We start from the raw sequence: 25,164 nt of genomic DNA, 5'->3' as shown, positions 1-25,164 counted from the left end.
TGTTTTTATAATGCCGCCTGCACCCGGTCGCGCAATACCGGCAAAAGGTCCGTCTCAAACCACGGATTTTTGCGGATCCATGCCGTATTGCGCCAGCTTGGATGGGGCATGGGTAAAAAACCATCCTCCAGGTAACGCTCAAACTGGCGCACGGTTTCCGTCATGGTGCGGGCCCGTTTTGCCCCCAGATACCGCGCCTGGGCATATTGCCCGATCAGCAGGGTCAGCCGGATATTGGGCAAATGCCGCCATAACAGATCATGCCAGGCTGGCGCGCATTCCGGCCGGGGTGGCAAATCGCCACCGCGATCAAAGCGGCCCGGATAACAAAACCCCATTGGCATAATTGCCAGCCGGGCCGGGTCGTAAAATTCCGCCCGCGACATGTGCAACCAGTCGCGCAGCCGGTCGCCCGAGGCATCGTTCCAGGGCAGGCCGGTTTCGTGCACCTTGGTGCCCGGTGCCTGCCCGATGATCATGATCGGGGCTGAAACCGCCATGCGCACGACGGGGCGCGGCCCTAACGGCAGATGTTCTTCACATATCCGGCAGGCCCGGACATCGGCCAGCACCCGGTCAAGCGCCGGATCCTGACCGGGCGGGTCAATTTCGGGTATGTCTGATTTTGCCGTATCGGACATTGATCCTCCGATATTTTTCAATCAGTCAAAATACGCCGCCAACGCACTGGCCGCAAATGTGCCGGTTCGCTTAGTCAATATCGGGCAATTCGGCACGTTCAATCACTTCCTCCTCGGCATGGGCCGCCTCATACCATTCCTTCATGGCAGGCATGGCAAAGATGGTTTCCTTATAGGCCTCGCCCACGGCATCGAGGGTCACGCCATAGGTTTTAAAGCGGGTCATCACCGGGGCGAACATGGCATCGGCAATTGAAAAATCACCAAACAGAAAATCCCCACCCTGCCCGTAACGGCTGCGGCACAGATTGAAAATATCGCCAATGCGTTTGATGTCCTGTTCCACCGCAGGGCCACGGCCCCGGCCTGTCAGATCCTTGCGCAGATTCATCGGCATATTGGAACGAATGGCGGTAAAGCCACCATGCATTTCCAGCGACACCGCACGGGCAATGGCGCGCACCTCCATATCCAGCGGCCATAACAGCGTATCGGGCCGGGTATCGGCGACATATTCCAAAATCGCCAATGCCTCCCAAATGGTTTTTGTACCATCAAAATAGGCCGGGACTTTACCGGTGGGTGAAATCACCGGGGCCTTGGCAAACCATTCATCGGTGTAAAGTGCCACCCGCTTTTCCTCAAAGGCCACCCCGGTTGCCCGCAGGCCCAGCCAGGCGCGCAGCGACCAGGATGAATAATTTTTATTGCCAATATAAAGAACCGGAAGATTTTCCATAAACGGAGACCTTTTGATTGGATGGAGTATTGCCAAGCCAGAGGACGCTCAATGTCGCCCCGGGAGTCTTGCTTAGCACAGAGCGCATTATCCGCCCAATCCCCCTTGTTGTTTTTATGCCAATCCCCCCATAATGCCGACTAGCATATTAAGGGGATGGCCGATTATGCGGCCCGCACCCAAATTGCTGCCTGCCACCCAAAACAAACAAGGACGGATCAATTGTTCGACCATCTTATCCCCGCCAGCTCGGCCCAAAATCCGCTGACAATCCATACCGTAACCACCAGTGGGTTCGATGCCTGGGTTAACGGTCTTTCGGACCTGCATAAATCCTGGATCGGTGCCAACCGGTTTGAGGGCAAACGCGGCACCAGCCTGCTGCTGCCTGCTGCCGATGGGGCTGCGGCCTGTGTCGTATTGGGGTTTGAAAATGATGCCAAGGCGGTTTGGGATTTTGCCAGCCTGGTCATGACCCTGCCCAAAGGCACCTATCAGCTTGAAACCAGCGTGCTGGAAGACGAAACCCTGTGTGAACGCGCGGTTCTGGGGCTTTATCTGGGCGGCTACCGGTTTGATCGTTACCGCAAAATCGATGCGCCGCTGGCACAGTTTGCCCGCCCTGATACTGCCGCCGCCGACCGGGCCGAAAACAGCGCCCGCGGCATTGCGCTCGCGCGTGACCTGATCAACGTGCCCGCCAATGACATGGGCCCGGCCGAACTGGCCGACGCCGCCAGCAGCCTTGCGGGCGAATTTGATGCCAGTGTCACCACCATCATCGGCGAAGAACTGGAAAAGCAGAATTTCCCGGCCATTTATGCGGTTGGCAAAGGCAGCGACCGCGCCCCGCGCCTGATTGATATGCGCTGGGGCGATGAAAACGCGCCGCGTGTCACCCTGGTGGGCAAGGGCGTGTGTTTTGATACCGGCGGCTATGATTTGAAACCGGCCAGCAACATGCTGCTGATGAAGAAAGATATGGGCGGGGCCGCACAGGTACTGGGCCTGGCCCGCATGATCATGGCGGCGAAATTGCCCGTAAGGTTGCGCGTGCTGATCCCGGCGGTTGAAAACATGGTCTCAGGCAATGCCTTTCGCCCCAGCGACGTGATCAATACCCGTAAGGGCGTGACGGTGGAAGTGGGCAATACCGATGCCGAAGGCCGGCTGGTGCTGTCTGACGCGCTAACCGAAGCGGCCAGCGAAGACCCGGAAGTCCTGCTGGATTTTGCCACCCTGACCGGGGCGGCCCGTGTGGCGCTGGGCCTGGGGCTGCCGGCGCTATTTTCCAATAATGACGAATTGGCAAACGCGCTGCAAAATACCGGCATGGAAATTGGCGACCCGGTTTGGCGCCTGCCGATCTGGGAAGATTATCGCCCGCTTCTTGACAGCAGGGTTGCCGATACCAACAACATATCATCAGGGGCATTTGGCGGTGCGATTATTGCCGCCCTGTTCCTGGACCGTTTCGCACAGGGGGCAAAGGCCTGGGCGCATATCGACCTGATGGCCTGGAATCCGTCCGGGACGCCGGGCAAACCCGAAGGGGGCGAAGCCCAGGGTATTCGCGCGGCTTTCAGGGTTCTCAGTGATCGTTACGGTCAGTAAATTAATTAAAATCAACCTTTGACTTCATTGTCGGGGTCAGGTAAACAGATTACGTATTCGTAACAAACAGGCTGTTGGACATAGATATGCCCATCGAGATCAAACCGTCACAGGCGCTTGACCTTTGGCGCATCGCGACTGTTGAAGGTGTCAGACGGGATTCCCCCGATCTTTCCGCCCGGCAGATGGCCCTTGTTCTTACCGTTTATCTGACCCCGGCTCCCCACACCGTTCGTGGTTTGGCCGATGCCCTTAATATCTCCAAACCGGCGATTACCCGTGCGCTCGACCGTTTAAGTTCCCTTGGCCTGGTCAAACGCAAGGTCGATGAAGATGACCGCCGTTCCGTCCTGATTCAGCGGACTGTCAAAGGATCGGTCTTTTTACGGGAATTTGGCGATATTGTTGGTAATGCGGGCAAGAAAACCCAGTAACCATACCGCTATTGTCACGATAGTAGCGCATGACGTCACCGACACGCCCCTACCGGCATAATGGCCCTTTTGGCGACAAACCATACATTCCCTTACAGGATCGTACCAAACCGGATGGTACGCTGTAACATACCGATCCGCATCAAATACCGACCGTTTGGTATGTTGCGGTTATTCCGGTCATATCTCCCCGCCTTTTAAGAATCATGATGCCATAATGCCACGCACAGATCGGGCAAATCTGGCTGATCGCACATCATCGCGCCACTATAAGCGTTTTCTTGCATATAGAACCCGCAGGCCCGCAACAGCCGCATGACGCCATACAGAATGAAAACCGATTTAACGGGGATGATGATCAGGCTGCCAAACACGGCACGTGGCATCACAACAGGCCAAAACCGGCTACCAAGCCCGAAACATCATGCCAAACCGCTGACCCCACAACCGGTGCCAGGGAACCCAGGCACCGTCAGAGGCCCCATGACTGCGGATATATCATTACGAAAATGAAACAAAAGTGGAAAAAGATGAAACCCGCAATCAGGAGGCCTGTTCGGACCCGGCATTCGCCGCTGTAACCTGTTGATAAATCGACGACAGCCTATTCGTTTTGACAGCGTTTTGTGGTTTTTTTCATCCATCGACAGAGCACTACGTTACGCCCCTGAGGGGTTCCAGAATAGGACGTCTGCGCTAATGGATCCTCTTAAGAGCAGGTGAGCCGTATACCGTTCATCCGCAATTTCAAGCACCACTCAGGTACGCTGGTTAACGATGCGGCCGATAGCTCTTGCCATATCATCATCATTTCGGGGCAGCATTCTGCCAGCAATCGCTGCCGGTCCAAAATGAGGCTGCCGATAACCATTGCCGGGCAATTAAACAATTTCTATCGGGCCTGACACATCCTTCTCCGGACTGGCCCCAGGAACCGGCTCAGGCTTCCCTCGCCCCTGCCTGTTTACCGATCAGAGGATGAGCAGGGCATGGGAGGTTGTACTCCTAGCGTTCATTCGGCCACTGGTCAAACAGGCCGCGCACCTGCACCGATTTGACAATTCCCTCGCCCAAAACCCTGTCACAGGTTGCCTTCAGGCGCACCTGCAAAAAGGCGATCACCTGGTTGGTCGTCGGCGGGAAAGGACTGAATTCCGGCTTTGCTTCTTCTCCGTCCTTGGCAGGCGCGTCATGTATTTCGTTGCCATCTTCGTCATGCTTTGGTTCGGGCGGGGTCAGCAGGGGCGGGGCCTCATAATGGAAACCACGATTGCCTTTTTCCATCTTCTCGGCGCGATATTTGGTATCGCGGTAAAAATACCGCTGAAAATCGCGCAGGAAGGCATTGAGCAATTTGGGCTGGATGTGGGAAACAACCGCGCGATGCTCGCTTGATGTCAGTTCCAGCCAGACATCGGCGGCAATCTGGCGCATCACATGGTCTTCGGGCAGCACAATGGTTGTCACGACCTTGTCGAGCTTGAAAACATTGCCCGGCAAAACGGGTTCACCGCTTTCCGCACTGCCTTCGCCAGAGGAGGCATAAGCAACCGGGACAGACACCATAAGTACCGAGGCGACAAACATCGCCCCAAAAACGACAAAACGAAGCACACGTTCCGCAGGCCACCCCTGCGGGACTTTCCGGGTTTCACCCATTTTACCCAACCCTAGCTATCCTTTTTACGCACGCTCTTTGCGTTCTATCGTGCGTTATTCCGTGTCGAAACCGCGTCCATATCAAGGGCGGCGGCAAGAAGTTCTTTTGTGTAGGCATTTTGCGGACGATCAAAAATATCATCCGCCGTGCCACTTTCCACAAGCTGCCCGCCCTTCATCACCATCACGCGGTGCGACAGGGCGCGAACCACCTTAAGGTCGTGACTGATAAACAGATACGCCATGTTGTAGCGTTCCTGAAGATCACGCAGCAGTTCGACAATTTGCGCCTGTACGGACATATCGAGTGCCGAGGTCGGTTCGTCAAGGACCATGAAGCGCGGTTTTAACACCAGGGCGCGCGCGATCGAAATACGCTGGCGCTGCCCGCCGGAAAATTCGTGCGGATAGCGGTGCATGGCACTTTCGGGCAAATCCACATCCAGCAGGGCCTGGGCGATGCGTTCTTCGCGCGCCGCACGATCAAGTTCCGGCTGATGGATCTCCAGCCCCTCGCCCACAATCTGGGCGACAGACATACGCGGGCTTAAGGACCCGAACGGGTCCTGAAACACCACCTGCATGTCCCGGCGCAGCGCCCGCAATTGCGCACCATCCCGGGCGCGCACATCCTGCCCGTCAAAGGTAATATCGCCTTGCGACTTCAGCAGGCGCAAAATCGCCATTGCCAGCGTTGTTTTGCCAGAACCACTTTCACCGACAATACCAAGGGTTTCCCCCTGGCGCAGCGAAACCGACACACCATCCACCGCATCCAGGTAATATTCGGGCTTGCCCAAAATGCCTTTTTTGCCAATCGGAAAGCGCACCCGAATATCGCCGGTTTGCAAAATCTGCTTGGCATTTTCCGGCAAGGGGCGCGCCTGGCCCGAGGGAATGGCATCAAGCAAGCGGCGGGTATAGGGGTGGCGCGGCTGATCAAACAGGCGGTCATTATCGCCAAATTCAACAATCTCGCCATCCTTCATGACACAAACCTGATCGGCCATTTTTTTAACGATCTGCAAATCATGGGTGATCAGCAACAGGGCCATGCCCAGTCGTTGCTGCAAATCGTGCAAAAGCTGCAGGATTTGCGCCTGAATGGTCACATCAAGCGCCGTTGTCGGTTCGTCCGCAATCAGCAATTCCGGGTCATTGGCGAGCGCCATCGCAATCATCACACGCTGGCGCTGCCCGCCCGATAATTCATGGGGCAGCGAACGCAGGCGCGATTTCGGATCGGGAATGCCAACCAGATCCAGAAGCTCGATAATCCGTTCGCGGGCCTTGGCCCCGCGCAGGCCCTTATGGAGCAGCAAAACCTCGCCGATCTGCTTTTCCACATGATGCAGCGGATTAAGCGACGTCATCGGTTCCTGAAAGATCATGGAAATGCGATTGCCGCGAATCTGGCGCAGGGTGCGTTCATCCGCCCCCACCATTTCCTGCCCGTCAAACAGGATCGATCCTGTCGGATGTGACGCGCGGGGATAGGGCAGCAATTGCAAAATCGACATCGCCGTAACCGACTTGCCCGAGCCACTTTCCCCCACCAGCGCCAGCGTTTCACCCCGCTGCATGTGAAAGGAAACGCCGCGCACGGCATCAACCTTGCCAAAACGCACCGCAAGGTTGCTGACATCGAGAAGATATTCGGTTTTGCCCTGTTGTGACATCCCTGCCCCCTTAAAATGTCTTGCGCGGATCAAAGGCATCGCGCACGGCTTCACCGATAAAAATCAGCAAACTCAGCATGATGGCGATGGCGAAAAAGGCCGTAATCCCCAGCCACGGGGCCTGAAGGTTGTTTTTCCCCTGCGAGAGCAATTCGCCCAGCGAAGGCGAGCCCGGCGGCATCCCCAAACCCAGGAAATCCAGCGAGGTCAGCGCCACGATGGAACCATTGAGAATGAAGGGCAAAAAGGTAAGGGTGGCAACCATCGCATTGGGCAGAACGTGGCGCGCCATAATGCGCACATCGCCCACCCCCAGGGCCCGGGCGGCGCGGACATATTCAAAATTGCGCGCGCGTAGAAATTCGGCCCGCACCAGGCCGGTCAGGCCCATCCAGCTAAACAGCACCATGATGAACAGCAGCGTCCAGAATCCCGGGGCAAACAGGCTGGAAAGAATGATCAGAATAAAAAGCTGGGGCAAGCCCCCCCAGATTTCAATAAAACGCTGAAATGTCAGATCCACCCAGCCGCCGAAATAACCCTGCACCGCACCCGCCGCAATGCCGATGACCGAGCTGATCACCGTCAGCGCCACACCAAACAGAACCGAAATGCGAAACCCGTAAATCAGGCGCGCCAGAACATCGCGGCCCAAATCATCCGTCCCCAGCCAGTGCCGTGCTGATGGCGGGGCGGGCAGCGGTTCGCGCATGTTAAAATCGATGGTGTCATAGGAAAACGGGATCAGCGGCCAAACGGCAAACCCGTTATTCTGGATTTTGCCCTGCAAATAGGGGTCGTAAAAATCGGTTGCGACATCAAAATCACCGCCAAAGGTGGTTTCCGGGTAATCCTTGATGATGGGGAAATACCAGTGACCGTCATATTTCACCACCAGTGGCCGGTCATTGGCGATGCCCTCGGCCAGCAGGCAAATGACAAACAGAACCGCAAAAATAACCAGCGACCAATAACCGCGCCGATTGGCGCGAAAATTTTCCACCCGGCGCTGATTTAACGGAGAAAGCTGTAATGCGTGTGCCATGTCTCAATCCTTCCGCGCGTCAAAGTCGATGCGCGGATCGACGAAATGATAGGTGAGATCGCTGATCAGGTTCAAAACCAGCCCGGCCAGCGTAAACATGTACAGGGTGGCAAACATCACCGGATAATCGCGCTTCATTACCGCTTCAAAACCCAAAAGACCAATGCCATCCAGCGAAAAAATCACCTCGATCAGGACCGAGCCGGTGAACAGCAAGCCAATTAACGCGCTGGGAAAACCGGCAATGATCAGCAACATGGCATTGCGAAAGACATGGCCGTATAAAACCCGTTTTTCGCTGAGGCCCTTGGCCCGCGCCGTTACCACATATTGTTTGTTGATTTCATCGAGAAACGAGTTTTTCGTCAGCATGGTCAGGGTGGTAAAACCGCCAATGGTCAGCGCAATGATCGGCAGCGTCAGATGCCAGAAATAATCGCCGATTTTACCCAGAAGCGACATGTCGCTCCATCCGGCTGATGTGAGACCGCGCAACGGAAAAATATCCAGATAGGTCCCGCCCGCAAACAGCACGATCAGCAAAACGGCAAACAAAAAACCCGGTATCGCATAGCCGATAATAATGGCAACCGATGTCCAGACATCAAAATTGGTGCCATCACGCACCGCCTTGGCAACCCCCAGCGGTACGGAAACCAGATAAATGATCAGTGTGGACCACAGCCCCAGCGATATGGATACCGGCAATTTATCAAGGATGATGTCGGTCACATCGCGATCCTGAAAATAGCTTTGGCCGAAATCGAAGGTCAGATAGTTTTTCATCATCAGCCAAAAGCGTTCATAGGCCGGTTTGTCAAAGCCGAACTGCTTTTCAAGCTGGGTAATGACCTCGGGATCCAGACCCTGTGCCCCGCGATAGTTTGAATCGGTGGAAAAATTGTTGCCGCCGCCAGAGCCACCGCCGGTATCGGCACCATTATTGGAAATACGCGCCGTTGTCGAAACGGAAGTACCCTGCAACTGGGCGATCATTTGCTCAACCGGGCCGCCCGGGGCAAATTGCACGATGGCAAAGTTCAGCACCATAATGCCAAACAGGGTGACAGGGATCAGCAAAACACGCCGCAGAACATAATTCAGCATGGCTTAATATCCCCCCTTGCCCAGTTTTTTGGATTTTTCCGGGTCAATCCACCAGGTCATGATGGAATTTCCCTTGGTCGGCACCACCGAAGGTCGGCCAAATATATCCCAATAGGCCAAACGATCCGCCGGTTGATACCATTGCGGAATGGTGTAATCCCCCCACAACAAAACCCGATCAAGGGCCCGGGTGCGCTGCACCAGGCTGTCGCGGCTTTCCGCCGAAATTACCAGATCAATGATTTGATCAATCACCGGGTCCTTGATCCCGGCGAAATTGCGGCTTCCCGGCTCGTCCGCCGCCTTGGAGGACCAGAAATCACGCTGTTCATTGCCCGGCGACAGGCTTTGCTGCCACCAGAAGGTGGTCATATCAAAATCACGCGACTGAATACGGTTTAACCACTGACCGGTATCAATCAGGCGGAAATCCATTTCGATGCCCAACTGGCGCAAACGGGCCTGCATCATCAGGGCGATTTTATCAAAACCGGGCTGACGCAATAGCAGCGTAAAACGAAACGGTTTACCAGTTTTTTTATTCACCAGCTTCATATCGCGCAACTCCCACCCCGCTTCCTGCAACAGGGTCATGGATTGCCGCAGGGCCTTGCGGCGGCCATTTTCCTGGTCATAATTGGGCAGGGTATAGGGTTGGGTAAACAGTTCCGGCGGCAACTGGTCACGATACCGGTTTAAAACCTGCAATTCCTCGCCCTTGGGCAGGCCGGAAGAGGCCAGTTCGGAATTGACAAAATAGCTGTCAGTGCGCTTATACGCGCCATAAAACATCGCCCGGTTCAGCCATTGAAAATCCATTGCATATTGCAGGGCCCGACGCACGCGATGATCGGCAAAAATCGGGCGGCGCGTATTCATCACAAAGCCCTGCATCCCGCGCGACTGATGATTGGGGATCAGTTCCTTTTTGATATTGCCGTTACGAACGTCCGGTTTGTCATAACCAACAGCCCATTCGCGCGATGAATGTTCGCTGCGGTAATAATATTCACCGGCAAAAAAGGCCTGCCGTTCCACATCCAGGTCGCGGTAATAATCATAACGAATGATGTCAAAATTATACATGCCCTTGACCGAGGGCAGGTCCTTCGCCCAGTAATTTTTCACCCGTTCATAGGTGATATGGCGGCCCGGCTCGAAATCCTTGATCTTGTAGGGACCACTGCCCACCGGGGGTTCAAAGGTGGTTTTGCTAAAATCGCGGTCTTTCCAGTAATGTTTCGGCAAAACCGGCACCTGCCCCAAAATCAGCGGAAGTTCCAGGTTGTCACCTGGTTTGAAAGTAAATTTGACGGTCAGGTCATCAAGTTTTTCCACATGATCGACCGACGCATAATATTGCCGGTAAAGGGGGCTTCCCTTTTCGATCAGCGTATTGAACGAAAAAATCACATCATCGGCGGTGATCGGCGTATCGTCCTGAAACCGCGCCTTGGGATTGATAAAAAAGGTGATGTAGGAACGGTCTTTGGGCACCTCGACCTTTTCCGCCACCAAGCCATATTCCGAAAACGGCTCATCCAGGCTGCTGGTCAGCAGGGTGTCATACATCATACCCAGGCCCATGGCGGGCGTGCCCTTTAAAATAAAGGGATTAAGCGAATCAAACGACCCGCTCCAGCTATCGCGCAGGGTGCCGCCCTTGGGCGCGTCGGGATTAACATAATCAAAATGGGTAAAATCGGGGCCGTATTTCAAATCACCATAGAGCGAAATGGCATATTCCGGCCGGGCCAGGCTGGCGAGTGGTTCTTCACTGACAGCAATGGTCGGAGCCGGGGTAATATTTGGTTTTGTCTCTGCCGCGTTGGCATTGATCGCCCCCAAAAGGCTTATACAAATTGTCAAAACCGCGCCAGCGATACCACCCCGCCCTGAACGCCCGCAGGCATCCGCCCGGACCACCACACCTGTCGTTTTATTCATCAAAATAACCGTTTTTGCCAATGATCGCGGTTTAATGCCAGACATGGCCTGTTGCCGACCCACCCATAATGACGAACAAAATGGGTTCATTTCAAGGTATCATGCCGTACTACCCCTGTTTTTGACCGTTTTTGCGCCTTGTGGTTTCAACATCAATCTCGCTCATCAACCAATCACGAAACGCCCGGACCTTTCGCCGCTCCAGCCTGCCATCCGGATAGCACAGGGAATAGGCATAGGGGCTGTCCACCGGCAAATCAAACGGCACCATCAACCGTTTGGTCACAACATATTCGCCAATCATCGCGGGATCGGAGATCACCACACCAAAACCGCTGGCCGCCGCCTCCATTGCCATATCAAGGGTGGCAAAAACCGGCCCCCGGTCGGCATCCACCCCCTTGATGCCGGTTCCATTCAACCAGATGCGCCAGTCCTCGCGCTGGGCCGAACAATGCAGCAAAGGCACCTTTGCCAGGTCTTCGGGTTTCGACAATTGCCTGCTTAAACTCGGATGGCAAACCGGCAGCAAACGTTCACCGGTTAAAAACTCATGCACAAGCTGATCGCCCGGCGTATCGGCAAAGCGAATGGCAATATCGGTTTCGGAAAAATCCACCGGCAGGCTGTCGTCGTTAAACGTGCCCAATTGCACCTGCAAATCCGGGTATTCCGCCTGAAACCGGCCCAGTCGCGGCACGATCCAGCGCATGGCAAAGGTCAGCGGGGCCAATACCCGCAACTGCGTGTCATCGGGCCGATCCTCGATGCGGGCAACCGCCGATTCGATGGCATCAAACGCCTCGGTCAGCGAATTTAACAAAATACGCCCCGCGCGTGTGAGTTTTAATCGCCTGTGATGGCGTTCAAACAATTTGCGGCCCAGCACATCCTCAAGATGCTGCACCTGACGGCTGACCGCACCTTGCGTAACATTAAGTTCTTGTGATGCTTTGGTAAAACTTTCGCGACGCCCGGCCACTTCAAAAGCCCGCAAGGCGTTTAACGGCAAGGGACGACGTTTCATGACAAGCCCTTTTGCATGAGTTTATGTCATGCAATGATGCCAAAATATGGTTTGAGAACAAGCAAAATCCGGCGTAACCCAGAGTTTAACAGAATGAAATTCATGGCCGCCCCTTGAGAGAGCCGCCAAAAAGTTGAAGGACAGCAATTATGGTCGCGATCACAAAGAACACCGCCGCATTCACCGCCCCACGCGAACGTGCCGAAAACACGACCGCCGCACGCCTGTTTTCCCTGCCGCGCCAGTGGGCCGCCCGCCTGACATTGCGCAACCGCCTGGCCCATATGGATGCGCATCTTTTGCGCGACATCGGCTTTGAACCGGGTGATGCGCGCTTTGAGGCCAGTAAACCTTTTTGGCGGGCCTGAACGGGCCTGCCCTGCAACGGGTGATCCTGTTGCCGACCGGAGCGGGTCGCAAACCGTTTCAGAACTGTCAAACCGGAAGCCTAAAATGTCTCCCCGATCTTTTCGCCCGCAGGGTGTTCTTTCTTTTCCCCTACAGGTTATTGATGCCCTTCTGCATATTTTTTCCCATTCGCAGCCGCGCATCAAATACTGAATAGTTGCCCCTGCAAGGCCCTTAAGGCCGGTCATCCCCCGATGACCGGCCTTTTGTGTTGCCTGCACCGGCTTACAAATCTTTGCCGCCGGGCTGGCGAACAAACATCAGATTGGCCGCCGAAAGCACCGAAAAAAGCGCCACAATCTGGGCATAAAAAGACGGTGCATCGGGCACCGGAGCAAATGACTGGCGGATATCTTCAAACGTTTTAACACCATCAATCCGTGATATAATCGCCGGGCTTGCCGGAGGCAGCTTGCAGGATACCGAAAATCCGTTGAAATTGATTTTGATCTGCCCGCTTTTGGCGACCGACGCCGCCAGCCTGGCCCCCTCGATCCGCCCCAGATAGGGTATCAGGCCCGCCGCCGCCTGCCTGGCATTTGCGTCCTTCCGTGGTTTCACCACCGCCTTCTGACCCTGCAGGGTCATGGCAGGAACCGCCGTTTTATTGTCAGCCTTGAGCACATAAAAAATATGCTTGGTAATATTGCCTGCCAGCAATTCGGCCATCGCATGGCGCGCCTGCGGGGCCAAAGCGGCCACCTGTTTGCGAATGGCCGGGTCGGTGGCATAAATCTCCGGGTCATAGCGCATGGGTTCAACAAAACTTTGCAGCCTTAAGCCCGCCTGTTTGACAAACTCATAAACTTCATCCACCCGATAGGCACGGTCCTGCTGGTGAAGTAACAGGTCATAAAACCCGGCATCACCGCCCTGGATATGATCATTTACAAACGGGTTGCGCTTTAGCCAGTTTGTGGGCGGCAGGCTTTCAAACAGGGCCTTGCCGGTTTCCAGCCGCGCCCGCCCGCCTGCTTCGGCCGACAGGCGCTGCATCATTTCCTGCATATGATACACGCCCGTGCGCCCCAGGGTGGCATACACCATCAGGCCCATACCCCCGCCGGGCTTCAGGCTTTGGGCCAGCGCCCGCAAACCGGCATCCGGGTCGGGCAAATGATGCAATACCCCGCAACAGTCAATATAATCAAACGGGCCATAGTCCGCCGCCAGATCAACAAACGATCCCGTCACAAAGGTCACGTTTTCAAGCCCCCGGCGGGCAATGCGGGATTGGGCAATTTTGCGCGATGCCTCGGACAAATCGATATAAACGATTTCCGCATTCGCCCCGCGATCCTGCGCCTGCTGGGCCAGCATCACCAGCGCATCGCCCGTGCCACCCCCGGCCACCAGAATGCGGATCGGATTCCCCTCTGCCCCCGGGTCCCGCCCGCCAAAAATATAATGCACCACCTCGCCCCAATCGGCGGGCGAGCCGGTGATCAGGCGCTGGTCCTCTTCCTCTGCACGGCGTTCGGGATAGGGGAAGGTTTCATATTGCGCGCGGGTGCGACTGGTATTCTGTTTACGGGGGGTCTTTAACCGGTTCATTCATCTGCTTTCGTCAGAAAACACCATCAGGCTGAGCGGATATGCACGGTCATCAGGAAATATATATATCAGATCTGCCCGACCAGGGGGACGGTATCGCCGGTAAGGTCTCCGGTTTTCACACCCTTGGCAAGCGCCGGAACAATCAGACATAAAACCGCTCCAAATCAACGGTTTATTGCCATATGGCGACGGCAATCACCCTTGGCTTGCAGGCTCCCGGCATCTGATCACCATTTTGCTGGTCGCGGTTCTGTCCCGCAGGGCGGCAAAGGCCCTGGGCACATCGGCCAGAGGAAAACACTGCGAAATGGATGGTGTGATATATCCCGCCGCCAGATTATCCAGCAATTCGCCCATGCCCTGACGGGCGATTTCAGGATTTTGATCCAGATAGGCGCCAAAATAGAACCCCAACACCGCAATGTTTTTAACCAGCAGGATATTGGCGGGAATTTGCGGAATATCGCCACTAGCAAAACCAATGACCAGCAACCGCCCGCCCGGTACCGTACATCGCAAGGACTGGCTGAAAACATCGCCGCCAACCGGGTCATAAACCACATCCACCCCGGCAGGCCAGCCCTGCCGCTGGCAAATTTCGCGCACAGAGGTGACAATATCGGCTGATTTGTAATCAATAACAAAATCCGCCCCATGCTGACGGGCAATGTCGCATTTTTCCGGGCCACCGGCCGTGGCAATCACGCGGGCCCCCAGTATTTTGGCGCATTCAACGGCCGTAATACCCACGCCACCAGCCGCCCCATGCACCAGAACCACCTCGCCCCCCTGAAGGCTGGCACGATATTTCAAGGCAAACCACGAGGTCCCGTAGGTGATCTGAAACGCTGCCGCATCATCGAAGCTGACACCATCGGGAATGGGAATGATACGGTCCGCCGGCAGAGCAATTTTTTCGGCAAAGCCACCATGCGGGGCCATTGCCATAACCCGCTGGCCGTTTAGGGCGGCATCCACCCCGGCCCCTGTGGCCGACACCACACCGGCAATCTCAAAGCCCGGCACAAAGGGAAATTCGGGTTTTTGCTGATATTTCCCGGCGATGATCAGGGTATCGGCAAAATTGACACCACAGGCATAAACATCAATCACCACCTCGCCCGCGGCGGCAACCGGGTCATCGACAGTGCGCATGACGGGGTCCGTGCCGATTTTTTCACACATCATGGCCCGCATCAAATTTCTCCGCCTGTTGAGAATGTTCGCCAGTTGGGGCAACTGCGCCGGATCATCATGCCATGACCAGCGGGCGCTGCGAAGCCTCTATCCGCCCTGTTGCAAAACCCCGTGACCGGTCAGAAAAATCTGGCCCGTTTTCGACGCCGCGCGAGAAAACTGAGCAGCAACCCCGGGACAAGCAGTAATAAAAACGCCGGCAGCAACAGTGCCGGGACAAAAACCTTGTCCCACAGCCAGCTCGAGAGATACCGCTCGACCAGCGCCTGAAGCAGGTTAAGGCTTCCCGGATCCAGCCGATACCATAGCTCGCCGCCTGCAGCGAACCGCAAGGTTCCGGTTTGCAGCGCAGTGACCCCATCTCCGACCAGCACAGCCAGACAGGCAAACAACAGCAGCCAGCCCAACAGCCTGAAAAACCACATACCTTTCTCCGCCTTGTCGGCTTCAAACTTTCCGGTTTCGATATAATTGGCGCTACCGTAACGGGTTTTGTCCCCTGCCGTAAAGGGAAAGCAGTTAACCCTGTGTCCCGATTGCCATGAAAATACGGCAAACATTTGATTGCATAACGCCCGGGGCATCAAACCCGGAATAAAAAGCTTTTCCCATCAGCGATACAAAAATACAGCCTGATGAAAAAAGGTGAAAAAAACGTCACAGTGGCCCGAATTTAGCCTTGTCATTGCGAAGTCTGTCGGCTAATGTCCGCCCGCTTTTGCGATATGAGTTATCGCCTGTGGAGAGGTGGCCGAGCGGTTTAAGGCGCACGCCTGGAAAGCGTGTTGGGGTGTAAGCCCCTCAGGGGTTCGAATCCCCTCCTCTCTGCCACTGAATAAAGCATTGTTTTTAAACGATATTTTGGAACCATCGGCAAGTTGTGACACAGATTGTGACACAGCAAAGGTCATGTCGTGCGCATTCCAAATCGTATCTATAGACGGTCAGATACTTGGTATTATCGTCGTCGTACTCCATCAGCTATTGCAAAACTGAGTCGTCGCAAGGACTATAAGTTTTGCCTTCATGTATCAGGCATGAAGGAAGCAAGGCGACTTGCCATGTTGATTGATGATGTTTTGGACCGCAGCTTTCTGACGATGAAAAAAGAGAAAACACCAACGGAAACCTTCATCGAGTATGTCGAACAAATCACCGATGAAGAAATTAAGCAGAACATAATTAATAGCTACATCCACAATCAGGAAGCTACCGTTGCCACCCTTGAGCGTGTCGCCAAGCAAAAAGGTTTGTATGAAAAAGTTATCACTCACTACGAGGATGACAATCGAACCTTGGACCGCAAAAACGTTAAGCTCGAAAGAGAAATCCTTGAGCGCGACAAAAGCCAGGTTGATTACAATCCATCCCAAAAGCTGAAACCCTTAAAAATATCAAAGGCTATAGAAAAGCATCTTGAATGGGAAAAAGGCAGAAACCTTGATTACAAGACAATGGGCAAAAAGGTCGCCTCCCTGAAGTATATGCTTCAAATTTTAGGCGATAAGCATGTCCATGAAGTGGATACAGATGACGCTGAGAAAGTTGTCCTCACCATCAAGAAATTGCCCCGTCACATGCAAAGCACATTCAAGACGGATAATATCCTTGAAGGAATCAGACTGAACGAAAAAGCCCAGAAACCAACCATCAAACCTAAAACAATTGGCGATGGATATATAACGTTCATGGGCTATTTCTTTAAGGAAATGAAACGGAAAAGAGCAACGTCCTATAATCCGTTTGAAACCTTGACGTCCAAAATCAAAGATGGTGCAAGCACCTACCGAGAGCCCTATACCATCGAACAGCTAAACACTCTTTTCTCAGACAAACTCTTTGATGAGGAGTGGGGCATTCATCAATGGATGCTAGTTCTTGGCACTCTTACAGGAGCAAGAACAAACGAGCTCTTGCAATTGAGATATGCCGATATTGTCATGAAACATGGCAAGCCACATTTCTTTATTATTAAAAGAGATACAGACTCAGACAAGAGCCTGAAAACTGCAAATTCGAGGCGATTTATTCCCTTCCATAAACTGCTCCTGGATCTTGGTTTTCTAGATTATGTGAACCGGAAGAAAGAGCTTGGTCACGATAGAATTTTCCATGAGGAAGAAACACCGACGAATGAAGAACTGAACTTTAGCAATAACTATTCAAAGACCATTATCCGCATTCTCAGAAAGATATTAGGCAAGGAAGATGATTACGGCCCAATTGTATATTACCGCCTCCGCCACACCTTCATTGAAATGATGCGAGAGTCAGGAACCGACCCACATCACCAATACTATTATGTAGGTCATAAAAGCGATCATATCGGTGCTGAATATGGCCGCAAAGGCGACATCAGCGCGTTTATGACCAATGCCTTTGATGGGATAAACTTTCATCAGATTGAGGCACTCACCAAGCATATTAAAAAGGCTTCGGCGCGGCCCTGATTTGCCTCAGATTGTCCTCTGCTGTAATTGGAGCACCTATGTCGCCAGAACTCCCTGAAGCCACCACAGAGGCGAAATTACGGGCATTTCGAGCTCCTTTGACTAAAGCCCTTCTTGTTTTGGATGATATTTTAAAACTTGGTTCAATTTGATTTGAATTAAGTTCTACATTTTTAGAATGTTGATTGTTTAAGTTTTTAATATCATTAAGAATATTATCAAGTTTCAAACTTCTTTCAGGGTGTTTCAACCCTGCTTCGAGTTTAAAATTTTCTGTAATAGAATTTCGTGTTTCTGCTGGTTCGCCACCACTTGAGCTAGAATCTCGATTAACTCGTCTATTTTGCTCTCCCCTTCCTGGTTCAACAACTCCAAGATTTCGTCTGTGTTCCCCTTTGTCTTCCTGCCTAGAAGAAACAACACTTCTGACACTTTTCTCTTTGGCTGTTCGACTGTCTTTTTTTGAAATACCTTTCTCATTTTTTTCTTCCTTTATTTTATATAAAAAATCTTTTTTGCTCATTCCGACAAGACGATTTAATGAACCAATAAAATGTCCATCCATCTCAACAATGGCTGTTTTTCTACCTTTTTTGACAACAAAACCATTCTCAGCGAGAGCCGCTTTGAAGGCTTTAAATCCATCACTTTCGCTATAAAGCTCTTTTATGAGCATTTTTATGCTTGGAAGGCTTAACCCTTCTCGCTTCGCTTTTTGGTGCTGTATCGAGCTAAAAGCGGCCTTTGGCATGGTCTTTTGGGAGTTCTCTAGGAGAATATTTTTTAAATTCTCGTCAGAGACGAAATGAGCCGCAGATTTGTTGTGTTTTCCAACAACAACGGCATGTCCGAACTCAAATTCACACTCTCTTGCAAGTCTCTCGTTTCTTGCATAGTTCCAGCTTGAGCCTAGAGTTCTGCCGTTAAATCGCTCTGGTAAGACTAAGTGAAGGTGCTCATTGTAAGAGCCATCAGATAGCCTCTTGCTGTGCTTGACGAGCAAATGGGGATGATTTTCAGATTGGTATTCTTGTTTAATTTTATCGACTGTTTTTAGCTGCTGGTCATATGTCCAATCACAGCCTGGATTAATGCTGAAATGACGAAAAGCAAACTTGCTACCATCCAGCATTGCTTCTTTGTGAAAAGCCTCAAAATCACTCTCAAAACCTTCCATAAGCTGAATATCTTCATTCTCATGAGGTTTGTTAAGCAAATGATTTGATAAGTTAGAAACTCCTGATTTTGTTAAAATTCGAGTGGACTTAATTATCATCTTAAACTTTGAACCTTCTCCCTTATATCCTTCATAATTTCTGTGAAACTCTCAATTTCTTGGAACTCTCTTTTGGAGTTCGCATATTTTGAAATTTGATTGATATTATTTCCAATTCTGGAAATTTCTCTGGTCAATTTCTGGATTTCAGAAACAAATTTGAGCTTGTTTTCAACCAAGTTTTTATCCGAAGAAATTTTCAGGGATTCCCTAATCCAGTCAGACAGAGTTTTGTCTACACTGGATGCAGAATTCAAAATCTCAGAATATTGCTCGTCTGATATACGGAAACGGATTGTTTTGTTTTTCATTCTTCCAATCCTTTTCTGAAACATCTTACGTGATATTGGGTTCCAGGGTGCTTAGAAGCAGAATGAACGGGTTTAATACGTATCCCCCTGATGAATTCATTTACTCCATAAATATTTGAAGTCATATAATAGTCGTTATTAGAATCACCATTGCTAAATCCAGAAATAAAATCTAATAACAAATAACGATTTCCTGTAATCAATCTCAGTTCATTAATAGCAGGAAGATACCACTCAGAACCAAGTTCATTACGGCAATCCATTGCCGCTGTGCCAACCCTATATTGCCCCTGAATTTCATCGTAACTGGGAGTTAATATTGATGTTAATATTTCGCCATCATCTGTGTTGCCAATGCTAGGATTTAAAGTTTCAAAATCATTTTCATCAATTAGTTCTCTATCTTCCGATTGATAAAGCCCCCAATACCTTTTTCCTGGTAAATCATTAGAAGCTGCATATCTTCTAACACCAGCAATTTCCCCCACATAAACAGCCCCATCTGTTTCACAAACAGTCCCAATTTCACCAGTCAAACAAGGGTCTTTGGGTTCCTCTGGAACTTGCACATTCTTGTGCAAAATCACCCCTTCAGCCTTATAGCGATATTTATATTCTTCCTGAGAATTTGCAGATGTAATTGTCAACATTGAACAAAAAATCAGTGTTGAAATTAGATATAAAAAATTATGAAAATCAATTTTTGAAATGTTCATGGCAGTTTCCTTTTTATTATTTTTGGTTATCCAAAAATTGGGGTCAACGGGGCAAAGCCCCTTGCCAGTTGCTTGAAGTCCGCAGGACGGAAAGCATGACTGGCTACAATATTCGGATAACTTATATTAAGCATAGATTAGGAAACTGTCAAGTAATATTAAAGTAAACTGAAATAATAATCAAGTTATCTGTAAAGTTATGCATAGTATGGAGCAAAAATGACCACCCACGAGTCAAGTTTTTTGCGGAATGCTGTGTATAACTTTACTTTTATATAAAAAAGTTTCCCAAACAATTCCCCCCTCTCCCATATCAAACGAACTCTCCCCCCAAGGGGAGAATTCTCACCAATCAAAGATTGGTTAGGGTCTAAAGGTGACAACATAATGCCAACATTGCAGTGGGGTATTGAGACGTTTGGGATTCTTCCCAAAGGATAAGAATAGGTATCCTGATTATATATATTATTGTTTGTTTATGTAAATCGTGAGGTGCCGCCCCGTAGCCATCCCCGAACCATTAGATACCAATAACCGCTCATGCGGTTATGACCCTAAAAAACAGGTGGCTTGAACTGTTTTAATTTTGGATTTCTAACTTGGTAATACCTGATAGCAAAAAGTGAGCTATTTGTTGGCAAGATGTTGACAAAAGCCAGAATCAGACTTTTGACCATAACCTTCTTAAAGTGCTGTATGGGATGCCTGTGACTTCGGATAGGTATTCTTTGTTATAAATTACGCTATCTGATTTGGCCGTCTCGATGGCTTCCCTGATGATATTAATTTTATCATCAACCGAAACTGTCTTTCTTGCATATGGTTCTGAGTTTGAGCCAGTGTATCGTTCGTTCATGAACTTGATAATACTCTTACAGGTTGAACGAACCTCACTGTCTGGAAGTGGATTTTGAAGGCTTGAATTGAACCCAAAAGCTACATTGTAAACCTCTGAATCATTCTCGTTCCATGACCCAAAATAATGCTGATATGCAAGCAATCTCACATGGTCAAATAAGTCTACATTTCGGCTGTAGCCGGATGTTTTGACGACAACTAATTTTCGGTTGTCGTTTGATGGTTCTATGTCACACCAAACCAAGCAATCTTTGAGTTCTATAGGTTTAAAATCTGGATACCAGATTGTTGACCATTCTTGAGTGTTCCAAGGATTTTTAGAAAGCCTGTTGGTGAAATTTTCATCTCCACCAAGATGCTTGATGAAAGATTTTTCCACACTGGCTAAAAGCCTTTTAGGCTTCATCCTGGCGTTGATATCAGTCAGTACAGGTGTGTTTAGCTCAAAGATATGATGGTGCCTACCTGACCCTCTAGAAATCACTGTACAAAGTGGTTTTGGGAAAGATCCTGGAATTTCATCAAAATCAGGATGGTCACAATCTATTGTGAGGAATCTGACTTTTTTGCAATGGCCGGGATTTAAAGAAACATATTTTCTGGATTCTGCATATCCAGTGGGTTCTACCCATGAACATGCTCTGGATGATTTAACATCATCAGAAACCAATTGTGTTCTTGTGTTTAAGTAGGTTTTAAAATCTAAATTTGTCATAAAAAATGTCCCTTTTAATTTTTCTTTATTGGGAAACATTTTTAACTTGACTTATTTCTAAATTAATATATTATCATATTTGTGTTTTAAATATATACTTAGAGAGTTAGATGATGTTGCCCAACATTTTATTTAATTCTCTTTTTTATATTATAATATTATGAATTAGTCAATCTATTATAATGAAACAAAACACCGTTTTCATTTTGGACGGTGTTTTGTTCTGGAATTATAATTTCAACAATCTCCGAAATAATTTCCCCCCCTTCTCTTAAACACTATAATCCTCTTGCACCTTCTTCCCAATATAATACGTCATCCCTTTATTAACACTAAAGCCAATAACAACCCCAACACCGAAAGGAATACTTTTTTCCAATGCCTTTCTAGTGAATGTTATACCGATTTTTTTGAAAACTTCTTTTATCGCAACAAGAACGCCTTTTGTTAAATACTGCTGAGACATTTTGACCAATGCTTTCGAGCCTACTTGCTTTCCTCCCTCTTGCGCAGCATGACTAAGGGCACCCAATCCTGCAATCAAGAAGCAATAATCTCTCTCTTTTGTCTCAGTGATATCTCTTCCATATGCTGAAGCGATAGCCATAGTCATTTCAATCTGATACTTCATTGTTAAAGCAATATCAGCGGTGGTTCCCCCAAAAGTAGCCACTACTGTCCCCAAACCCGGCACAACTCCTGTCAATGCTGTTACACCACCAGAAAAAGCACAATAATAAGAATAGTTAGAAATGATTTTTTCCACCATCATTTCTGTTATTTCTTCTTCCGTCTTATCTTGAGAATGCTTCTCACTATACGCAAGCTTCATCTGAGATATTTCATCTCGGATTTTCTTAGGCTCCGCTACCAGAATCTCTACTGCTTTTAAAAGGGTAGATTTACCCTCCTCCTTAACAACGTTGCCATCCGAAGGTAAAACCACTTCATCCATAACATAATCCCCTGTTAAATTAGCACCAACTAATCGTAGCAGTGAACTATAGATGGTCAATTGTAAATTTAAGAGAATACGCCTGACGGAGATTGACAGTTTCTTGTAACTTGTGACACAACTTGTGACACAGATTGTGTCACAACTGAATTGATGTCACCTTATAAGTATCTGTTTAGACACGCGAAAACTGGCATTTGTCGAGTGAATCCCCTCCTCTCTGCCACTTGTCAAAGCATTGTCCTGAAAAATTTTCAGACTCTGGCGCGTCGTCACACATATTGTGACACGCTAATTTTTGTCATGCTGTCATAAAAAACCACCACTTCCCTGATTTGGGAATGATGGTTTTCTTTACCTTTATATTCATTGAGCGAATCTATTCAAAAATAGCAATCAATCGAGCCTGAACATCATCGACGATGAAATCCGGCAGGGTCTCTATGTAGCGACCGTTTCTGCTCTTGATATCAAGAGTTCGAACCTGATTACACATGACAACACCCTGGGTTTCGGATCCTGTACCAGACAGCGATACAGCGAACCCTGTCTCTCTGGCGAACCCGCCGCCCTGTGTTATGGGTACAATAATAGGCAGTTGAATCTGATTGTAAGAAGCCGGAGAAACAACCATAACAAATCGTTCTCCAGCCTGCTCTCTACCCTTTGTCGGGTTCAGATTTATGTGATAAACGTCGCCTTTATCCATTAGATAACTTCGTCTCCTGCAGCACCGTCATTCGCCCAATCAAGGGTTTCTTCAGAAAAAGGTGCAGCGGGATCGCACTGAGCTAAAAGTTCATCCAGAGTATACTTGGGCTTCACATTGGGCTCTACGATAATTCGACCATTATCAATCGAAACTCCGACAGATGATTTGGCTTTCAGCGCGAATTGCTCCAAAAATGGCTTAGGTAATGAAAGCATTACCGAACCGCCAACCTGCCTCAAAGTCACCGTATGCATAAGACACCTCCAAAGTTATATAAAAATATAACTCTCCTGATGAATGTGTCAACAACATATCATGAGAAAGTCTCGGCAGCATGCGGTTGCCTTTTGGCAGGATGAAAGTCTAAATTTTAGATATCGAGATTGGCAGTTCTTCCAGGTTACGACAGAATTGATATAATATCACCCGATACACGCCTGCTCTCGAGAGAAGCTCTCCTCTCTGCCACGCATCTGTTATATTCTTCTCCTGCATCATGTCCCGCCAGAACTTATCTGACAGCGACTTACCGCCGTTTGTTAACGCGACGCTGCCATTAAGGCCATTTTGTGCGTCTTCCGGGTGATTCTGGCATCAAAATCAAAATAAAACAAATTTATTTCAATATTTTAAAAGAAAAACGTAACCCTTTTTCTCCGATTTTTGTGGAACGTGCAGGCGGCCCTATCGTTAGAGAGACATAACGCTCGAAATCAAATGAAAGGAGAGACGTTATGCCTGCAATTGATACCGGAAAAATCCTGATTCTGGCCACCGACGGTTACGAACGGTCGGAACTGCGGGTCCCGCTTGAAAAGCTGGGTAATCAGGGCGCGGACGTTAAAATCGCCTCGCTGGAAGCTGGCAGCATCAAAAGCTGGGACAAAACCGACTGGGGCGACAGCGTTGATGTTGACCTTGAGGTCAAAGACGTGGACATCCAGAATTACGACGCCCTTGTCATTCCGGGCGGGCAGATCAATCCGGACCTGTTGCGCGTGGATGAAGGGGCGGTTTCGCTGGTACGCGAATTTGTTGCCTCGGGCAAGCCGGTGGCCGCCATTTGCCACGGTCCGTGGCTGCTGGTCGAGGCCGATGCCCTGCGCGGACGCAAGGCGACGTCCTATCCCTCGGTCAAGACCGACCTTCTGAATGCCGGGGCGATCTGGCAGAACGAGGCCGTGGTGTGTGATCAGGGTATTATTACCTCGCGCAATCCCAATGACCTTGATGCCTTTGTCAGCAAGATCGTCGAGGAAGTCAGCGAAGGCAAGCATCACCGTCGTGCCGCCTGATCCAAAAGATCAGATAATAAGATAAACAGATAAACTGAATATCTTTTGCCTGTCCCTGCCCGTCAGGGGCAGGCGCTTATGTGCAAAACGGTCTGAAAAAGACCGGAATCCAAACAGGTTGATCACAGTCGACCACAGCAGTGCCTTACATTTCCGGGCCTTTGCTAAAATCAATGTCGGCAAAGGCGGCTTCGTGTTCCGCCTTTTTATCCTGCCCGTCTGTCGGCATTTCTGATTCCGCTCCATATTCCGCCATTATCTGATAAACCGGCCCCTCATGGGTCGAGATCGATTGATACAGGCAAAAATGGTCCACCTGGAAAGCCCGGCTGGTAACATCGGCATGGTCCACCACGGCCTGTTCCACCACCGCCCGATGGGCCGTGCGGTTGCGCCCCAGTGTGATATGCGGGGTAAATTTACGCGCTTCAAGCTGGCCTGCGAGGTCATCACATGCCAGCAGGGAACTTTCCACCCGCCCGGCCAATTGGCCCAAAAGCGGCTGATTTTGCACTGCCGCCCACAAAATGCGGGCTTTTTTATCGGTGCCAAACATATTAAGCCCGGCCACTTTCAAATCAAACACGTCAAAGGCCACCGACATCAGGGCCGCGTCAATGCAAGCTGCAACATGCCGATCCTCGACCTCGCCAATGAATTTCAGGGTCAGGTGCATGTTTTCGGGCGTTTGGGCATCAAGCCCGCGAATGGCACGGGCAATGGGATATAGATCTTTCGCAATATCTGCGGGAACGGGGATGCCAACAAAAAGGCGCATCATCACCCTCATTTGTTCGTAAATATGATAAACAGGGCCGGAGA

At 50.3% G+C, this 25,164-nt stretch carries 25 protein-coding genes and 1 tRNA gene; 6 read left to right on the top strand and 20 right to left on the bottom strand.

The features are described 5' to 3' along the window. Positions 1 to 5: 5 nt before the first annotated feature. Both TH25_RS02420 and TH25_RS02415 read right to left on the bottom strand, forming a co-directional pair. Complete coding sequence (locus TH25_RS02420) at positions 6 to 641, bottom strand: uracil-DNA glycosylase family protein (RefSeq protein ID WP_114086797.1); 636 nt, start codon at positions 639 to 641, stop codon at positions 6 to 8. 70 nt (positions 642 to 711) lie between these two features. Beyond that, positions 712 to 1,380: a glutathione S-transferase family protein gene (locus TH25_RS02415; RefSeq protein ID WP_114086796.1), complete on the bottom strand. Its 669-nt coding sequence runs from the start codon at positions 1,378 to 1,380 to the stop codon at positions 712 to 714. Positions 1,381 to 1,602: 222 nt separating this feature from the next. Here TH25_RS02415 and TH25_RS02410 point away from each other — a divergent pair, with 222 nt between their 5' ends. Further along, a complete protein-coding gene (locus TH25_RS02410) occupies positions 1,603 to 2,994 on the top strand; it encodes a leucyl aminopeptidase family protein (RefSeq protein WP_258548996.1) in 1,392 nt (463 codons plus the stop codon). Positions 2,995 to 3,080: 86 nt separating this feature from the next. Beyond that, the gene (locus TH25_RS02405; RefSeq protein ID WP_073955339.1) at positions 3,081 to 3,428 is read left to right on the top strand and encodes a MarR family transcriptional regulator; all 348 of its coding nucleotides are present in this window, start codon (positions 3,081 to 3,083) and stop codon (positions 3,426 to 3,428) included. 197 nt (positions 3,429 to 3,625) lie between these two features. Here TH25_RS02405 and TH25_RS02400 read toward each other — a convergent pair whose 3' ends face one another. The 7 genes from TH25_RS02400 to TH25_RS02370 form a co-directional block, all read right to left on the bottom strand. After that, complete coding sequence (locus tag TH25_RS02400) at positions 3,626 to 3,814, bottom strand: hypothetical protein (RefSeq protein ID WP_114086794.1); 189 nt, start codon at positions 3,812 to 3,814, stop codon at positions 3,626 to 3,628. Positions 3,815 to 4,433: 619 nt separating this feature from the next. Next, the gene (locus tag TH25_RS02395) at positions 4,434 to 5,087 is read right to left on the bottom strand and encodes a hypothetical protein (RefSeq protein WP_114086793.1); all 654 of its coding nucleotides are present in this window, start codon (positions 5,085 to 5,087) and stop codon (positions 4,434 to 4,436) included. A gap of 44 nt (positions 5,088 to 5,131) precedes the next feature. Further along, positions 5,132 to 6,766, bottom strand: a complete 1,635-nt coding sequence (locus tag TH25_RS02390; protein WP_114086792.1) for an ABC transporter ATP-binding protein — start codon at positions 6,764 to 6,766, stop codon at positions 5,132 to 5,134. A gap of 10 nt (positions 6,767 to 6,776) precedes the next feature. Next, positions 6,777 to 7,811, bottom strand: coding sequence for an ABC transporter permease (locus TH25_RS02385; RefSeq protein ID WP_114086791.1), 1,035 nt, complete (start codon positions 7,809 to 7,811; stop codon positions 6,777 to 6,779). A 3-nt stretch (positions 7,812 to 7,814) separates the two neighbouring features. Next, complete coding sequence (locus tag TH25_RS02380; RefSeq protein ID WP_114086790.1) at positions 7,815 to 8,918, bottom strand: microcin C ABC transporter permease YejB; 1,104 nt, start codon at positions 8,916 to 8,918, stop codon at positions 7,815 to 7,817. 3 nt (positions 8,919 to 8,921) lie between these two features. Beyond that, positions 8,922 to 10,865 carry an extracellular solute-binding protein gene (locus TH25_RS02375; protein ID WP_114086958.1) on the bottom strand — a complete coding sequence of 648 codons (1,944 nt, stop codon included), beginning with the start codon at positions 10,863 to 10,865 and terminating at the stop codon, positions 8,922 to 8,924. A 109-nt stretch (positions 10,866 to 10,974) separates the two neighbouring features. Continuing rightward, on the bottom strand, positions 10,975 to 11,892 hold the full coding sequence (locus TH25_RS02370) for a LysR substrate-binding domain-containing protein (protein ID WP_114086789.1): 918 nt from the start codon (positions 11,890 to 11,892) through the stop codon (positions 10,975 to 10,977). A gap of 149 nt (positions 11,893 to 12,041) precedes the next feature. Here TH25_RS02370 and TH25_RS02365 point away from each other — a divergent pair, with 149 nt between their 5' ends. Further along, entirely contained in the window at positions 12,042 to 12,260 is a 219-nt protein-coding gene (locus tag TH25_RS02365) for a DUF1127 domain-containing protein (protein WP_114086788.1), read from the top strand. Between the two features lie 265 nt (positions 12,261 to 12,525). Here TH25_RS02365 and TH25_RS02360 read toward each other — a convergent pair whose 3' ends face one another. The 3 genes from TH25_RS02360 to TH25_RS02350 all read right to left on the bottom strand — a co-directional run bounded on the left by TH25_RS02360 (position 12,526) and on the right by TH25_RS02350 (position 15,479). Further along, the gene (locus TH25_RS02360) at positions 12,526 to 13,854 is read right to left on the bottom strand and encodes a class I SAM-dependent methyltransferase (protein WP_114086787.1); all 1,329 of its coding nucleotides are present in this window, start codon (positions 13,852 to 13,854) and stop codon (positions 12,526 to 12,528) included. 198 nt (positions 13,855 to 14,052) lie between these two features. Further along, positions 14,053 to 15,054: an NADPH:quinone oxidoreductase family protein gene (locus TH25_RS02355; protein WP_114086786.1), complete on the bottom strand. Its 1,002-nt coding sequence runs from the start codon at positions 15,052 to 15,054 to the stop codon at positions 14,053 to 14,055. Between the two features lie 119 nt (positions 15,055 to 15,173). After that, the gene (locus TH25_RS02350) at positions 15,174 to 15,479 is read right to left on the bottom strand and encodes a hypothetical protein (protein WP_114086957.1); all 306 of its coding nucleotides are present in this window, start codon (positions 15,477 to 15,479) and stop codon (positions 15,174 to 15,176) included. Between the two features lie 316 nt (positions 15,480 to 15,795). Here TH25_RS02350 and TH25_RS02345 point away from each other — a divergent pair. After that, positions 15,796 to 15,885 (top strand) — tRNA-Ser (locus TH25_RS02345). An 83-nt stretch (positions 15,886 to 15,968) separates the two neighbouring features. Continuing rightward, complete coding sequence (locus TH25_RS02340; protein ID WP_147252974.1) at positions 15,969 to 17,504, top strand: tyrosine-type recombinase/integrase; 1,536 nt, start codon at positions 15,969 to 15,971, stop codon at positions 17,502 to 17,504. Here the strand turns inward: TH25_RS02340 and TH25_RS24700 are convergent. The 7 genes from TH25_RS24700 to TH25_RS02310 all read right to left on the bottom strand — a co-directional run bounded on the left by TH25_RS24700 (position 17,479) and on the right by TH25_RS02310 (position 23,301). After that, entirely contained in the window at positions 17,479 to 18,780 is a 1,302-nt protein-coding gene (locus tag TH25_RS24700; RefSeq protein WP_147252973.1) for a hypothetical protein, read from the bottom strand. The genes TH25_RS02340 and TH25_RS24700 overlap by 26 nt on opposite strands. Then, positions 18,777 to 19,091, bottom strand: coding sequence for a MobC family plasmid mobilization relaxosome protein (locus TH25_RS02330; RefSeq protein ID WP_181847349.1), 315 nt, complete (start codon positions 19,089 to 19,091; stop codon positions 18,777 to 18,779). Before TH25_RS02330 ends, TH25_RS24700 begins: the two co-directional genes overlap by 4 nt. Then, positions 19,088 to 19,807 carry a hypothetical protein gene (locus TH25_RS24695; RefSeq protein WP_147252972.1) on the bottom strand — a complete coding sequence of 240 codons (720 nt, stop codon included), beginning with the start codon at positions 19,805 to 19,807 and terminating at the stop codon, positions 19,088 to 19,090. The genes TH25_RS02330 and TH25_RS24695 overlap by 4 nt, the downstream gene beginning before the upstream one ends. Before the next feature lie 661 nt (positions 19,808 to 20,468). Continuing rightward, complete coding sequence (locus TH25_RS02325; protein ID WP_181847347.1) at positions 20,469 to 21,380, bottom strand: replication initiation protein; 912 nt, start codon at positions 21,378 to 21,380, stop codon at positions 20,469 to 20,471. A gap of 271 nt (positions 21,381 to 21,651) precedes the next feature. Next, positions 21,652 to 22,335, bottom strand: a complete 684-nt coding sequence (locus TH25_RS02320; protein ID WP_114086781.1) for an EcsC family protein — start codon at positions 22,333 to 22,335, stop codon at positions 21,652 to 21,654. A 379-nt stretch (positions 22,336 to 22,714) separates the two neighbouring features. Further along, positions 22,715 to 23,044 (bottom strand): type II toxin-antitoxin system PemK/MazF family toxin, encoded by a 330-nt coding sequence (locus TH25_RS02315; RefSeq protein ID WP_114086780.1) that lies wholly within the window; start codon positions 23,042 to 23,044, stop codon positions 22,715 to 22,717. Then, entirely contained in the window at positions 23,044 to 23,301 is a 258-nt protein-coding gene (locus tag TH25_RS02310) for an AbrB/MazE/SpoVT family DNA-binding domain-containing protein (protein WP_114086779.1), read from the bottom strand. Before TH25_RS02310 ends, TH25_RS02315 begins: the two co-directional genes overlap by 1 nt. A 480-nt stretch (positions 23,302 to 23,781) precedes the next feature. Between TH25_RS02310 and TH25_RS02305 the strand changes: the two genes are divergently transcribed. Further along, on the top strand, positions 23,782 to 24,342 hold the full coding sequence (locus tag TH25_RS02305) for a type 1 glutamine amidotransferase domain-containing protein (RefSeq protein ID WP_114086778.1): 561 nt from the start codon (positions 23,782 to 23,784) through the stop codon (positions 24,340 to 24,342). A 145-nt stretch (positions 24,343 to 24,487) separates the two neighbouring features. Here the strand turns inward: TH25_RS02305 and thpR are convergent, their stop codons facing one another. Further along, positions 24,488 to 25,123: an RNA 2',3'-cyclic phosphodiesterase gene (gene thpR / locus TH25_RS02300; RefSeq protein WP_258548995.1), complete on the bottom strand. Its 636-nt coding sequence runs from the start codon at positions 25,121 to 25,123 to the stop codon at positions 24,488 to 24,490. Positions 25,124 to 25,164: the final 41 nt, after the last annotated feature.

This window comes from Thalassospira profundimaris, from assembly GCF_003326755.1.
Taxonomy (GTDB): domain Bacteria; phylum Pseudomonadota; class Alphaproteobacteria; order Rhodospirillales; family Thalassospiraceae; genus Thalassospira; species Thalassospira profundimaris_B.
Note: the sequence above shows the minus strand (reverse complement) of the source record. Positions and strands in the feature narration are given on the sequence as shown.

Excerpts from the sequence above, each read along its gene's own strand:
- TH25_RS24695 (WP_147252972.1), bottom strand. The coding sequence starts at position 19,807 with ATGAACATTTCAAAAATTGATTTTCATAATTTTTTATATCTAATTTCA.
- TH25_RS02385 (WP_114086791.1), bottom strand. The coding sequence starts at position 7,811 with ATGGCACACGCATTACAGCTTTCTCCGTTAAATCAGCGCCGGGTGGAA.
- thpR (WP_258548995.1), bottom strand. The coding sequence starts at position 25,123 with ATGATGCGCCTTTTTGTTGGCATCCCCGTTCCCGCAGATATTGCGAAA.
- TH25_RS02355 (WP_114086786.1), bottom strand. The coding sequence starts at position 15,054 with ATGCGGGCCATGATGTGTGAAAAAATCGGCACGGACCCCGTCATGCGC.
- TH25_RS02320 (WP_114086781.1), bottom strand. The coding sequence starts at position 22,335 with ATGGATGAAGTGGTTTTACCTTCGGATGGCAACGTTGTTAAGGAGGAG.
- TH25_RS02325 (WP_181847347.1), bottom strand. The coding sequence starts at position 21,380 with ATGACAAATTTAGATTTTAAAACCTACTTAAACACAAGAACACAATTG.
- TH25_RS02350 (WP_114086957.1), bottom strand. The coding sequence starts at position 15,479 with ATGTGGTTTTTCAGGCTGTTGGGCTGGCTGCTGTTGTTTGCCTGTCTG.
- TH25_RS02310 (WP_114086779.1), bottom strand. The coding sequence starts at position 23,301 with ATGCATACGGTGACTTTGAGGCAGGTTGGCGGTTCGGTAATGCTTTCA.
- TH25_RS02400 (WP_114086794.1), bottom strand. The coding sequence starts at position 3,814 with ATGCCACGTGCCGTGTTTGGCAGCCTGATCATCATCCCCGTTAAATCG.
- TH25_RS02305 (WP_114086778.1), top strand. The coding sequence starts at position 23,782 with ATGCCTGCAATTGATACCGGAAAAATCCTGATTCTGGCCACCGACGGT.
- TH25_RS02420 (WP_114086797.1), bottom strand. The coding sequence starts at position 641 with ATGTCCGATACGGCAAAATCAGACATACCCGAAATTGACCCGCCCGGT.
- TH25_RS02360 (WP_114086787.1), bottom strand. The coding sequence starts at position 13,854 with ATGAACCGGTTAAAGACCCCCCGTAAACAGAATACCAGTCGCACCCGC.
- TH25_RS02330 (WP_181847349.1), bottom strand. The coding sequence starts at position 19,091 with ATGAAAAACAAAACAATCCGTTTCCGTATATCAGACGAGCAATATTCT.
- TH25_RS02395 (WP_114086793.1), bottom strand. The coding sequence starts at position 5,087 with ATGGGTGAAACCCGGAAAGTCCCGCAGGGGTGGCCTGCGGAACGTGTG.
- TH25_RS02405 (WP_073955339.1), top strand. The coding sequence starts at position 3,081 with ATGCCCATCGAGATCAAACCGTCACAGGCGCTTGACCTTTGGCGCATC.
- TH25_RS02415 (WP_114086796.1), bottom strand. The coding sequence starts at position 1,380 with ATGGAAAATCTTCCGGTTCTTTATATTGGCAATAAAAATTATTCATCC.
- TH25_RS02375 (WP_114086958.1), bottom strand. The coding sequence starts at position 10,865 with ATGAATAAAACGACAGGTGTGGTGGTCCGGGCGGATGCCTGCGGGCGT.
- TH25_RS02380 (WP_114086790.1), bottom strand. The coding sequence starts at position 8,918 with ATGCTGAATTATGTTCTGCGGCGTGTTTTGCTGATCCCTGTCACCCTG.
- TH25_RS02365 (WP_114086788.1), top strand. The coding sequence starts at position 12,042 with ATGGTCGCGATCACAAAGAACACCGCCGCATTCACCGCCCCACGCGAA.
- TH25_RS24700 (WP_147252973.1), bottom strand. The coding sequence starts at position 18,780 with ATGATAATTAAGTCCACTCGAATTTTAACAAAATCAGGAGTTTCTAAC.
- TH25_RS02315 (WP_114086780.1), bottom strand. The coding sequence starts at position 23,044 with ATGGATAAAGGCGACGTTTATCACATAAATCTGAACCCGACAAAGGGT.
- TH25_RS02370 (WP_114086789.1), bottom strand. The coding sequence starts at position 11,892 with ATGAAACGTCGTCCCTTGCCGTTAAACGCCTTGCGGGCTTTTGAAGTG.
- TH25_RS02390 (WP_114086792.1), bottom strand. The coding sequence starts at position 6,766 with ATGTCACAACAGGGCAAAACCGAATATCTTCTCGATGTCAGCAACCTT.